The 12,388-nt window shown below is 67.3% G+C and carries 11 protein-coding genes; 8 read left to right on the forward strand and 3 right to left on the reverse strand.

Going from position 1 to position 12,388, the window contains the following annotated elements:
* Positions 1–77: 77 nt before the first annotated feature.
* The 5 genes from secA to HV783_RS00150 all read left to right on the forward strand — a co-directional run bounded on the left by secA (position 78) and on the right by HV783_RS00150 (position 7,208).
* Positions 78–2,813, forward strand: a complete 2,736-nt coding sequence (gene secA, locus HV783_RS00130; protein ID WP_054501908.1) for a preprotein translocase subunit SecA — start codon at positions 78–80, stop codon at positions 2,811–2,813.
* A gap of 12 nt (positions 2,814–2,825) precedes the next feature.
* Entirely contained in the window at positions 2,826–3,545 is a 720-nt protein-coding gene (locus HV783_RS00135) for a VOC family protein (protein WP_175188450.1), read from the forward strand.
* Positions 3,546–3,724: 179 nt separating this feature from the next.
* Entirely contained in the window at positions 3,725–4,468 is a 744-nt protein-coding gene (locus HV783_RS00140) for a GntR family transcriptional regulator (protein WP_054501907.1), read from the forward strand.
* Positions 4,465–5,454, forward strand: a complete 990-nt coding sequence (locus HV783_RS00145) for a tripartite tricarboxylate transporter substrate binding protein (protein ID WP_006392965.1) — start codon at positions 4,465–4,467, stop codon at positions 5,452–5,454. The genes HV783_RS00140 and HV783_RS00145 overlap by 4 nt, the downstream gene beginning before the upstream one ends.
* 59 nt (positions 5,455–5,513) lie before the next feature.
* Entirely contained in the window at positions 5,514–7,208 is a 1,695-nt protein-coding gene (locus HV783_RS00150) for a thiamine pyrophosphate-binding protein (protein WP_054501905.1), read from the forward strand.
* 77 nt (positions 7,209–7,285) lie between these two features.
* On the opposite strand, the gene HV783_RS00155 is transcribed toward HV783_RS00150, so the two are convergent.
* Positions 7,286–7,822, reverse strand: a complete 537-nt coding sequence (locus HV783_RS00155) for a cysteine dioxygenase family protein (RefSeq protein WP_054501904.1) — start codon at positions 7,820–7,822, stop codon at positions 7,286–7,288.
* Positions 7,823–7,986: 164 nt separating this feature from the next.
* Between HV783_RS00155 and HV783_RS00160 the strand changes: the two genes are divergently transcribed.
* The 3 genes from HV783_RS00160 (at position 7,987) to HV783_RS00170 (ending at position 10,152) form a co-directional block, all read left to right on the forward strand.
* Positions 7,987–8,766, forward strand: coding sequence for an SDR family oxidoreductase (locus HV783_RS00160; RefSeq protein ID WP_064527143.1), 780 nt, complete (start codon positions 7,987–7,989; stop codon positions 8,764–8,766).
* Between the two features lie 85 nt (positions 8,767–8,851).
* Positions 8,852–9,310 carry an Lrp/AsnC family transcriptional regulator gene (locus tag HV783_RS00165; RefSeq protein ID WP_054501902.1) on the forward strand — a complete coding sequence of 153 codons (459 nt, stop codon included), beginning with the start codon at positions 8,852–8,854 and terminating at the stop codon, positions 9,308–9,310.
* Positions 9,311–9,540: 230 nt separating this feature from the next.
* Entirely contained in the window at positions 9,541–10,152 is a 612-nt protein-coding gene (locus HV783_RS00170) for a gamma-glutamylcyclotransferase (RefSeq protein ID WP_054501901.1), read from the forward strand.
* 76 nt (positions 10,153–10,228) lie between these two features.
* Here HV783_RS00170 and pagP read toward each other — a convergent pair whose 3' ends face one another.
* Positions 10,229–10,783, reverse strand: a complete 555-nt coding sequence (gene pagP / locus HV783_RS00175) for a lipid IV(A) palmitoyltransferase PagP (RefSeq protein ID WP_175188452.1) — start codon at positions 10,781–10,783, stop codon at positions 10,229–10,231.
* A gap of 131 nt (positions 10,784–10,914) precedes the next feature.
* Positions 10,915–12,387, reverse strand: a complete 1,473-nt coding sequence (gene mgtE / locus HV783_RS00180) for a magnesium transporter (protein ID WP_054501900.1) — start codon at positions 12,385–12,387, stop codon at positions 10,915–10,917.
* Position 12,388 lies beyond the last annotated feature (1 nt).

Here is a 12,388-nt window from a genome sequence, read left to right on the forward strand (position 1 = left end):
ACCAAATAAATCAAGTCACGGGTGACGCCGCCCTGGCCCCATGTGGGCGCGGCGGGGCTCGTGCGGCCGACATACGCATGGTTTCTCTGCTCAAAAAACTCATAGGCAGCCGCAACGACCGGCTGCTTAAGCAGTATCGCAAGCTGGTAACCCAGATCAATGGGCTGGAGCCCAAGATCTCCGCGCTCTCCGATGCGGAGCTGGCGGCCAAGACCGCGGAATTCCGTTCCCGCCATTCCCAGGGCACGTCGCTCGACGACCTGCTGCCCGAAGCCTTCGCCGTGGTGCGCGAGGCGGGCAAGCGGGTGTTCGGCATGCGCCACTTCGACGCGCAGTTGCTGGGCGGCATCGCCCTGCACAGCGGCAAGATCGCCGAAATGCGCACGGGCGAAGGCAAGACGCTGATGGCCACGCTGCCGGTCTACCTGAACGCGATCGCCGCCAAGGGCGTGCACGTGGTCACGGTGAACGACTACCTGGCCCGCCGCGACGCCGAATGGATGGGACGCCTGTATCACTTCCTGGGCCTGTCCACGGGCGTGGTGGTGCCGCAGCAGCCGAACGAGGAAAAGAAGGCCGCCTACGCCGCCGACATCACCTACGGCACCAACAACGAATTCGGTTTCGACTACCTGCGCGACAACATGGAATACCGTGTTGAGGACCGGCGCCAGCGCGGCCTGTTCTACGCCATCGTCGACGAAGTGGACTCGATCCTCATCGACGAGGCGCGCACGCCGCTGATCATCTCCGGCCAGGCCGAGGACCACACCGAACTCTACATCCGCATGAACGCGGTGCCGCCGCTGCTGACCCGCATGGCCAGCGAGCCCAAGCCGCAGGAGCCGGAACCCGAGGGCGACTACTGGGTCGATGAAAAGAGCCAGCAGGTCTACCTGTCGGAAGCCGGCCACGTCAACGCCGAAGGCATCCTGGCGCGCCTGGGCATCCTGCCCGAGGGCGAGTCGCTGTACGACCCGCGCCACATCGCGCTGATGCATCACCTGATGGTGGCGCTGCGCGCCAACACGCTGTTCTTCCGCGACCAGCAATACGTGGTGCAGGATGGCGAAGTCATCATCGTCGACGAATTCACCGGCCGCCTGATGGTGGGCCGCCGCTGGTCCGACGGCCTGCACCAGGCGGTCGAGGCCAAGGAAGGCGTGAAGATCCAGCACGAGAACCAGACGCTGGCGTCGATCACCTTCCAGAACTACTTCCGCATGTACGAGAAGCTGTCCGGCATGACCGGCACGGCCGACACGGAAGCGTACGAATTCCAGGAGATCTACGGGCTCGAGACGGTCATCATCCCGACCAACAAGCCCATGATCCGCAAGGACCAGAACGACCAGGTCTTCAAGACGGACGGCGAAAAGTACAACGCCATCCTCGAAGACATCCGCGATTGCCACGAGCGCGGCCAGCCGGTGCTGGTGGGCACCACCAGCATCGAGAACTCCGAACTGCTGTCGGGCCTGCTGAAAAAGGCCAAGCTGCCGCACGAGGTGCTGAACGCCAAGCAGCACGCGCGTGAAGCCGAGATCGTCGCCGAGGCCGGCAAGCCGGGCCACATTACCATCGCCACCAACATGGCGGGCCGCGGCACCGACATCGTGCTGGGCGGCAGCGTCGACAAGCAGGTCGACCTGATCCGCGCCGACGAGTCGCTGTCCGAAGCCGAAAAGACCGCCCGCATCGAAAAGGTGCGTGCCGACTGGAAGCCGCTCAACGAGCAGGTCAAGGCTGCGGGCGGCCTGCGCATCATCGGCACCGAGCGCCACGAATCGCGCCGTATCGACAACCAACTGCGCGGCCGCGCCGGCCGCCAGGGCGACCCGGGTTCGTCGCGCTTCTACCTGTCGCTGGAAGATTCGCTGATGCGCATCTTCGCCGGCGACCGCGTGCGCGCCATCATGGAGCGCCTGAAGCTGCCCGAGGGCGAGCCGATCGAGGCCGGCATGGTGACGCGTTCCATCGAGACCGCGCAGCGCAAGGTCGAAGGTCGCAACTTCGACATCCGCAAGCAACTGCTGGAATACGACGACGTCGCCAACGACCAGCGCAAGGTGCTGTACGCGCAGCGCAACGAAGTGCTGGAAGCGGCCAGCGTCAGCGCCACGGTCGAGAACCTGCGCGACGCCGCGGTGGTCGACCTATTCAACACCTACGTGCCGCCGGAATCGGTGGAAGAGCAGTGGGACATCCCGGCCTTGCAGAAGGCGCTGGAGGCTGATTGGCAGATCCACCTGCCGTTGACCGAGATGCTCGAGAAGGAAGCCAACCTGACCGACGAGGATCTGCGCGAGCGCGTGATCGCGGCGGCGCGCGACGTCTACCAGGGCAAGGTCGACCAGGTCGGCGCCGAATCGTGGTCGCAGTTCGAGCGTTCGATCATGCTGCAGGCGATCGACACGCACTGGCGCGAGCACCTGTCGGCGCTGGACTATCTGCGCCAGGGCATCCATCTGCGCGGCTACGCGCAGAAGAACCCCAAGCAGGAATACAAGCGCGAAGCCTTCGAACTGTTCTCGGGCATGCTGGACCGCATCCGCGACGACGTGGTGCGCGTGCTGATGACGGTGCGCGTGCAGTCGTCCGAGCAGGTCGAGCAGGCCGAGGCCGAAGCGGCCCAGCCGCACGTGCAGAACGTGCAGTACCACCACTCCGACTACGACGAGGCCCTGGCCCAGTCGGCCGACGACGCGGGCGCCCAGCCGGTGCGCAACGTGCTGCCCAAGGTGGGCCGCAACGATCCGTGCCCGTGCGGCAGCGGCAAGAAGTACAAGCAGTGCCACGGCAAGCTGGTCTGAGCGGATAACGCCATGCTGCATGCCGTCGGCCAGACCGAGTTCGACCACGCCGTGGTCATGGTGCGGGACCGCCTGGATGCGCTGGCGCCGCACTTCGAGCGCCAGGGCTTCCACCTGAGCGACAAGGCGGTGCACAACCTGGGTTCGTGCAACCGCCTGATCGTGCTCGAAGGCACCTACGTCGAACTGCTGGGCTGGCCGCCCGGCGCGCCGCCGGCGCGCAAGGAAATCGCCGATTCGCCCTTCGGGCTCGAGGCGCTGGTGTTCCGCACCTACGATGCCGAGGCCACGCGCGAGCGCCTGCTCGCCGCCGGCTTCGCCGTCAATCCGATGCAGGAGCTGTCCCGTCCCGCCATGCTGGACGGCCGGGAAGTCGAGGCCCGTTTCCATACCGTGCGTTTCGCCGAGCAGCCGCTGCCCGGGATCCGCATGTATTTCTGCCGTCACCTGACGCCCGAGTGCGTCTGGTCGCCTGAATTGATGGCCCATCCCAACGGCGCCCGCAGCCTGCTGCGCATCGACGCCCGCGCGGCTCAGCCGCGCCAGGTGGCCGAACGGCTGGCCCTGGTGGCAGGGGTGACGGCCGAGGCCGCCGCCGGCGGTTGGGACGTGCCGCTGGCCAACCTGCACATCCACGTGCGGGAAGACGCCACGGCCGTGACCCCGGTGCTGTCCACGCTGACGTTGGAAAACCGCGACGGCGCTCACTACACGCTCGACACCGGCGTCTGATCCCGCCTTCCGCGCGCAGTCGCCGCGCGGGCTTTTCTTTGGTTGACCTCCCGTTCCCAATTTTTGGGGGCGGAGCCTTGCTTCGCGCTTGCGGGCAAACCCGGGTTGTCCGGCAAAGTGTATGCACTTTAGTATGCACTTTATCCCCATCGCGGAGCGCCCCGGCGGCCGACACCCTCATGACCTCATCCCGACCCGCAGCCCGCACCATGGCCGGCCAGGCCGAGCTGTACAACGCCGTCAAGGCGATGGCGGTGAGTTTCGAGTTCAAGCCGGGCGAGCGCATCAACGAAGTCGAACTGGCCAGGCGCCTGAACGTGAGCCGCACGCCGCTGCGCGAGGTGCTCAACCAACTGATGGTCGAGGGCTTCCTGACCCGTTCGGTGAACCGCGGTTTCATCGCGCGGCTGCTCGACGCCAAGCAGATCCATAGCCTCTATGAATACCGCGCGGTGCTCGAGGCCGGCATTGTGCGCGCTGCCTGCGAACGCGCCACCGACGAGGAACTGGCGGCGCTGCGCGCGTTTGTCGAACGCTCGCGCGACGTGCCCGAGGACAGTGACGCGACCCGCCTGCTGGAATTGGACGAGGCGTTTCACCTGACGCTGGCGCGCTATTCGCGCAACGAGGAATTCGTGCGCGCGCTGGAGAGCGTCAACGCCCGCATCCATTTCGTGCGCTGGATCGACATGCAGCAGGGCCGTCGCAGCCACACCCAGGGCGAACACTTGCGCATCGTCCAGGCGTTGGAGCGGCGCGACATGGATGCCCTGCCGGACATGATGCGCAGCCACATCGGCCGGCGGCTGGACCAGATCACCGATGTCATCCGCACCGGCTTTTCCACGATTTACATGCGGGACCAGGCCGAACCCGCTGTCGCAGCGCCGGCCAACACCACAACAGCAGGGGAAAACACATGACCTACACAACGATGCGGCGCGCCTTGGCGGCCGTCTGCGCGCTCGCCGCGCTGGGGGGCGGGCTGGCCGCCGCGCCCGCCCGGGCGGAAGAAAAGCCGCTGATCCTGGTGGTGCCGTATCCGCCCGGCGGCAGCACCGACATCCTGGCCCGCATCCTGCAGCCACGGCTATCCAAGGAACTGGGCGGCCGCGCCGTGGTGGTGGAAAACCGCCCGGGCGCCGCCAGCCAGATCGCCACCGCCTTCGTGGCGCGGGCCGAGCCCGACGGCAGCACGCTGCTGGTCAGCTTCGACAACCACGGCATCAACCCGGCGGTGAAGCCCAAGCTGCCCTACGACACCTTCAAGGACTTCGTCGCCATCACCCAGACCGTGCGCTTTCCGCTGGTGCTGGGCGCCAATCCGGGCGTGCCGGGCGACAACCTGAAGGAATTCCTGGCGGCCGCGGCCAAGCAGCCGCCCAACAAGTTCAACTATGCCTCCACCGGCGTGGGATCGCTGAATCACCTGGCGCCCGAAGAGCTCAAGCGCCTGTCCAAGGTGGAACTGCTGCACGTGCCGTACGGCGGCGGCGGACCGGCCATCCAGGCCGTGGTGGGCGGCCAGGCCAACATGACCTGGTTGAGCTTTGCCGCGCTGCGCGGCCAGATCCAGGCAGGCAAGATCAAGCCGCTGGCGGTGGCCGGCGAGAAGCGCCTGCCGGACCTGCCCAACGTGCCGACGGTGGCGGAGTCCGGTTTTCCGGGCTTCGTCGCCTATTCGTGGAGCGGCATGTTCGCGCCCAAGGGCACGCCGGAGGCGACCGTCAAAAAGCTGACGCAGGCGTTCAACACGGTGCTGGCCGATCCGGACGTCAAGAAGAAGCTGGAAGAGGCCGGCTTCGAGATCGTGGCCTCGAACGGCCCGGCCCTGGATGCCTACGTGAAGGCGGAATACGACCGCTGGAGCAAGTTCATCAAGAGCAGCAACATCAACCTGGATAACTGAGCGGCCGGCGGCGGCGCGCCCTCGCGCGCCGCCCGGTCCGCGCATCGCGTGGAGAAGACATGGATACCTTGACTGGCGCCGAAGCAATGGTGCGGATGCTGCAACACAACGGCGTCAAACATATTTTCGGCCTGTGCGGCGATACCAGCCTGCCGTTCTACGACGCGCTCTACCGGCTGGATCATGGCATGCGACACATCCTGACCCGTGACGAGCGCAGCGCCGGCTACATGGCCGACGCCTATGCCCGCGTGACCGGCAAGGTGGGCGTGTGCGAAGGGCCCAGCGGCGGCGGCGCGACCTATCTGCTGCCGGGGTTGGTGGAGGCCAACGAATCGTCCATTCCGGTGCTGGGCATCACCTCCGACGTGGCGGTGGGCTCGCGCGGCAAGTACCCGCTGACCGAACTGGACCAGGAGGCACTGTACCGGCCGTTGACCAAGTGGAACCGCACCATCGATCGCGCCGACCAGATCCCCGGCATGGTGCGCGCGGCGTTCCGCGCCATGACCACCGGCAAGCCCGGCGCGGCGCACCTGTGCTTTCCGTATGACGTGATGAAGCAGCAGGTCGATGGCGCCGACGTCTGGGCCCAGCCCGAGCATGCGCAGTTTCCGTCGCTGCGCTACGCGCCGGATCCGTCGGACGTGGCGCGCGCGGCGCAGCGCCTGGTGGGCGCGCGTTCGCCGGTCATCATCTGCGGCGGCGGCGTGGTGATCGCCGGCGCCAGCGGCGCGCTGCAGGAACTGGCCGAGAGCCTGAAGGCGGCGGTCTGCGTGACCGTCAGCGGCCAGGGCAGCCTGGCCGACACCCATCCGCTGAACGCGGGCGTGGTGGGTTCGAACGGCGGCGTGATGGCCACGCGCGACGTGGTGGCCGCGGCCGACGTGGTGCTGTTCGTCGGCTGCCGCGCGGGTTCGACCTCGACCGAGCACTGGCGCTTCCCGAACCGCGACGTGCCGATCCTGCACATCGACATCGATCCGATGGTGATCGGCGCCAACTACCTGACCGAAGTCGGCATGGTGGGCGACGCCAAGCTCGCCCTGCAGGCGCTGGGCGCCGAGGTGCAGGCGCGCCTGGCGCACCGGCCGTCCGACGCCGTTGATGGCGCGGTGCTGGCGGGCCGCGCCAAGGCCGCGCGGCGCGCGCAACTGGAGCCGCTGGCGAGCAGCCTGGAGGCGCCGATCCGCCCCGAACGCGTGGTGCAGTCGCTCAATCGCCTGCTGCCCGACGATGCCGTGGTGTGCGCGGATCCCGGCACGCCGTGCCCGTACTTCTCGGCTTACTACGACGTGTCGCGGCCCGGCCGCCACTTCATCACCAACCGCGCCCATGGCGCCTTGGGCTTTTCGATGTCGGCGGCGCTGGGCGCCTGGGTCGGCCGGCCGAACGCCAAGTGCGTCTCGGTGATGGGCGACGGCAGCTTCGGCTTCACGGTCGGCGAGCTCGAGACCATCGTGCGCCACAAGGCGCCGCTGCTGATGATCGTGTTTTCGAACTCGGTCTATGGCTGGATCAAGGCCAGCCAGAAGGCCGGCTACGACAAGCGCTACTACAGTGTGGACTTCGATCGCACCGACCACGCCCGCATCGCGGAAGCCTATGGCGTGAAGGCCTGGCGGGTCGAGGATCCGGCCAAGCTGGACGCGGCGATCAAGGCGGCGATGGAGCATGACGGCCCGGCGCTGATCGACGTGGTGGCGCAGCCGCTGCAGGACGCGGCGGCGCCGGTCAGCCAGTGGATGGGCTGAGAACCCGGCCGGGAAATATGCAGCGGGGCCTTGGAAGGCCCCGCTTTTTTTCGGGATGCCGGTTGCGGCGGACGGCGTCAGTGCGGCGCGGGCGTGGGCACCAGATGGTTGACGCCGGTGCAGAGGTCGGCCTGGTCGACCCCGTAGATATGCAGGGACACGGCGACGCCCGGGCCAGCGTTGCCGAGGCGGTGGATCTGATGCAGGCCCGGGGCGGCGGTGCCGACATCGCCCGGCCGGCGACTGATCTCGCCGCAGGCAATGGCCGCGGCGGCGGCAGGGTCCCAGCGGTAGTGGGTTTCGGCCAGTTCGCCTTGCAGGACCTGGTAGGTGCACCAGGTCTTGTGGCCGTGCACCGGGCTGAACTGCCCCGGGCGCCAGATCAGGTAGGCGACGGTGAAGGCGCCATGCGGATCGGCGTAGGCGATATGGCGGGTGTAGGTGTCGGCGCGGCCGGCGCGCAGGTCTTCGGGCAGGCCGCGCAGCATGTCGCCGGCATTGGCGACGCTGCTGGCCAGCTCGCGCAGCAGGCCGCGGGCCGCGTTCATCTGGGCGACCTGCACCGATTCGCACAGCGAGCGCAGGTCTGCGGCGGCAAGTTGGACGGAGGTCATGGGCGGGCCCCTGAATGACGAGGTTTCATCTTAGGGATTTGCGCTGGAATGCCTTTGCCAAATTCGGCCGCCGGGGCCCGAACATTAGAAAAAAATTCCACCCCTGCCGCGGCCTGCCGCTCCTATACTGATCCGCTTCACGGCATCACTCTGGAGAGTCAGGCATGGATCTGGGGATCAGCGGCAAGACGGCATTGGTATTTGGCGGCAGCCGCGGCATGGGCCGTGCCTGCGCCCTGCAGTTGGCGCGCGAGGGCGTGGCGGTGACGATCGCGGCCCGCAACCCGCAGACGCTGGAGCAGGCGGCCGCCGAGATCGCCCGCGTCGCGGGCATCGGCGTGGGCTGGGTCTCGGCCGACCTGACGCTGGACAAGGGCCGCGACGCCGCGCTGGCCGCGTGTCCGCACCCCGACATCCTCATCAACAACGCCGACGGCCCCATGCCTGGCGATTTCCGCGATTGGAGCCATGAAGACTGGATCGCGGCGCTAGATTCCATGATGCTGGGCCCCATCGACATGATCCGCCGCGTGGTCGACGGCATGATCGAACGGCGCTTCGGGCGCATCGTCAACATCGTCTCGCGCAGCGTCAAGGCGCCGCACGCCGAGCTGGGACTGTCCAACGGCGCCCGCGCCGGCCTGATCGGCTTTGTCAGCGGCCTGGCGCGTCAGACCGTGCGCCACAACGTCACCATCAACAACCTGCTGCCGGGCGCCTTCGCCACCGACGCGCAGGCGCGCCATATCCGCGGCATGCTGGAAGAGGGGGGCAAGACCTTCGAACAGCTTTGGGACGAGCGGGGCCGCGCCAGCCCGGCCGGCCGCTATGGCCAGCCCGAGGAACTGGGAGCGCTGTGCGCCTACGTCTGCTCGGCGCACGCTGGCTACATGACGGCGCAGAACATCCTGCTTGACGGCGGTGGCTACCCCGGCACGTACTGAAGCCACGGCCGCTTAGGGTGTTCCACGGCTGGACGCGGTCGGGGCGTCAGGGCAAGATTGCGGCGATATCGCTTGAGGAACCCCCATGGACCAGACGGACATCAAGATCTTGGCGTTGCTGCAGAAGGACGCCACCTGCTCGGTCGCCGAGATCGCCGAGCAGGTCAATCTGTCCGTCACCCCCTGCTGGCGCCGCATCCAGAAGCTCAAGGACGATGGCGTCATCGCCCGCAACGCGATCCTGCTGGATCCGCGCGCGCTGGGGCTGAACCTGACCGTGTTCGTCTCGATCAAGACCAGCCAGCACAACGAGAAATGGACCCAGAGCCTGATCAATGCGGTCATGGCGCTGCCGAACGTGGTCGAGTTCCACCGCATGGCCGGCGACATCGACTACCTGCTCAAGGTGGTGGTCGAGGACATGGCGGCCTACGACCGCTTCTACCGCCGCCTGATCGGCGCGGTCGACCTGCTGGACGTCAGCGCCAGTTTCTCGATGGAAGTGATCAAGAGCACCACGGAATTGCCGCTGGACGCGCTCTAGGCGCGGGCGGCCGACGCGCTCCGTGCGGGACCGTCCCCAGGGGGGCGGCCGGTGGCAATCGGGCCCCGGCGCCGATGCGCAATTTTTTTCCCTGGCGCCGCCCTCCGGCGAATACAAATTTCTTTCGGGGTGTTGCGCGCGGCCCATCTCGCAATTCTTTTGCGCGCCAGGCGGCGTAGCATATCCGTCATTCCCGCCATGGGAATGAACCCGGGATATCAGAGGACCCTATGTCGTTGGCAGTACCCGCCGGCTGCGCCGGACTGGCGAAGACGCAACCCGCGTCGGTGGAAGATCTTTTGGTGGGATGGAACGGCACCGACGACCTGTGGGTGTTCGCCTATGGTTCCCTCATCTGGCATCCCGGTTTTGCCTGGCGCGAACGGCGCCTGGCCACGGTGCGCGGCTATCACCGCTCGCTTTGCCTTTGGTCGCACGACCACCGCGGCTCGCCCGACAACCCCGGGCTGGTGTTCGGCCTGGATCGCGGCGGCTGCTGCCGCGGCGTGGCATTTCAGATTGCCGCCTGCGACGTGCCGGAGGTGTTCGAGGCGCTATGGCGCCGCGAGATGGTCACCGGCGCCTACACGCCGCGCTGGCTGGCCTGCCACACCGAACAGGCGCCCGTGCGCGGACTGGTTTTCCTCTTGAACCGCGCCTGCCAGGAATACGCCGCCGACCTGAGCGACGACCGCCTGCTGGCATCGGTGCGCAACGCGGTTGGGCATTCAGGCCCGTGCCTGGATTACGTGGTGGAAACCGAAAAGGCGCTGCGCGCCCACGGCATTGACGATTGGCGCCTGGGCGAGCTGGTGCGCCGCCTGGGCATGCAGCCCTGCTGAAGGGCGGCGCGCCCGAGGCCGCCGAAGCGCCTTGCGGCGGGCGCCCGGGGCCGTTCCGCGGCGGCGCGCCGGGCCGTCAGAAGGCCCAGCGGCCGAACATGAACAGCACGTTGCCCGCGCCGCGCGAGCCGGGGATGTAGGTGGCGTACAGCATGGTGTCCTTGTAGCCGGCCGAGACCAGTGGCAGCACGCCGGGGAAGGGCACGTAGCTCATGATGTCGCGGCGCGCGGTCAGGAAGACCGTATAGCCGGCGCCCAGCCGGAAGTTCTCGCTGACCCGTCCGATCTTCAGGAAACCATAGCCGGCGATCGGCTCGACCTTGCTGTGCGAGTCCAGGAAGGCCATGGCGTACAGGCCCTGCCAGTCGCCGTCTTCGTCGTAGATGCTGCGGCCATAGCCGCCGCCCCAGGCCAGCTCGTTGAAGCTGTTGATCTTTTCGCGGCTGTACATGGCGCGGTTGTGCCACGCGTAGCCGCTGAAATAGAGGTCGTTGCCGCCTTCGGTCCAGATCTGGTCGAGGCGTTGACAGGCGGATTGGGCCCACGAGGGAAGGTTATCGCAGGCGTGCGCGGCGGCGCTGAAAGTGGAGAGCAGCAGGCAAAAAAGCGCTGCCCGGAAACGGGCGGTCATTGCGGGGACAGAAAATGATGACAACCCCGTTACTGTAACGGAGCGGCCGTCATATTGACTGTCATGTCGCTGTCAAACGAGTGTTCAGGACATCCGGTGAAACATTCGTGCGCGGGTCCGTTGCGGACGCGCTACAGCAGGAAAATCGTGGCCAGGCCCAGGAAGATGAAAAAGCCCAGCGAGTCTGTCGCGAAGGTCAGCAGGACCGAGGATCCCATGGCCGGATCTTTGCCGAAACGGGCCCGCACCATCGGCACCAGCACCCCGACCGACGCGCCGACCAGCATGTTGCAGACCATGGCGGCCATCATCACCAGCGCGATCGACAGGGAGTGCGAAATCACCCAGGCGAACAGGGCCGCAACCAGGCTGCCGCACAGGCCCACCATGAGGGTCACGAACAGTTCACGCTTGACCAGTTGCCACAGGTTGCGGCCGGTGATCCGGCCCATCGCCAGGGCGCGGATGATCAGCGTCATGGTCTGGTTGCCCGAGTTGCCACCGATGCCGGCGACGATGGACATCAGAAACGCCAGGATCACGATCTGACTGACCGTGCCCTCGAATTGCGAGGCCACGAACGAGGCCGTGGCGGCGGTACAGAGATTGAACAGCAGCCAGGGCGCACGGTTGCGCAGCGCGGTGCTGACCGGGGCGAAGATGTCCTCTTCCTGCAGACCGGCGCGCGACAGGGCCTGCTCCTGTGAGTCTTCGCGCATCACGTCGACCACGTCCGCAATGGTGACGCGGCCGATCAGGCGGCCCTGGTCGTCCATCACGGGCGCCGACACCAGGTCGTAGCGTTCGAATGCGCCGGCGGCGTCGGCGTCGGAGTCGAGCGGGTTGAGGGTCAGGAAGTCGGCGTTCATGACCGCGCGCACTTCGGTTTCGGGTTCGCTGACCAGCAGGCGCGACAGCGGCAGGATGCCTTGCAGCTTGTCCTGGCGGTCGACCACGAAGATCTGGTCGGTGTGGTCGGGCAGTTCGTGCAGGCGGCGCAGGTAGCGCAGCACCACTTCGAGCGTGACGTCCTCGCGCACCCGGACCATTTCGAAGTCCATGATGGCGCCGACGCTGTCCTCCGGATAGCCCATCGCTTCCAGCAGTTGCGCGCGCTCTTCCTCGGTCAGGCCTTTCTGGACCTCGGCCACCACGTCCGGCGGCAGGTCGGGCGCCAGGTCCGCCAGTTCGTCGGCGTCCATGTTGCCGGTGGCGGCCACCAGGTCCTGGCGGTCCATCGCCTCGATCAGCGACTCGCGCACCCAGTCCTCGACCTCGAGCAGCACGTCGGCGTCGTGCTCGGGGCTGACCAGCTTCCAGATCGCCTGGCGTTCATCCTTGGGCAGCGATTCGAGGATGAAGGCGATGTCCGCGGGATGCAGGCCGTCCAGCAGGGTCTTGAGCTCGGCCTCGTGCTGGCGGTGCACCAGGTCTTCGACCAGGTTGGCCTTGGCGTCGCCTTCTTCCTGGCGATGCACCAGGTCGGCCACCAACTGTTGGCGGCGCAGGCGCTCCTGGACTTCCGCCAGGGCGTGCTGCGCGTCTTCCGGGTCGAGGCGGCGGGGCGTCGCGGGCGGTTTCTGCGCGGCGGCGGACTGCGTCATG

The sequence above is a fragment of the Achromobacter dolens genome, assembly GCF_902859745.1.
GTDB lineage: Bacteria > Pseudomonadota > Gammaproteobacteria > Burkholderiales > Burkholderiaceae_B > Achromobacter > Achromobacter dolens.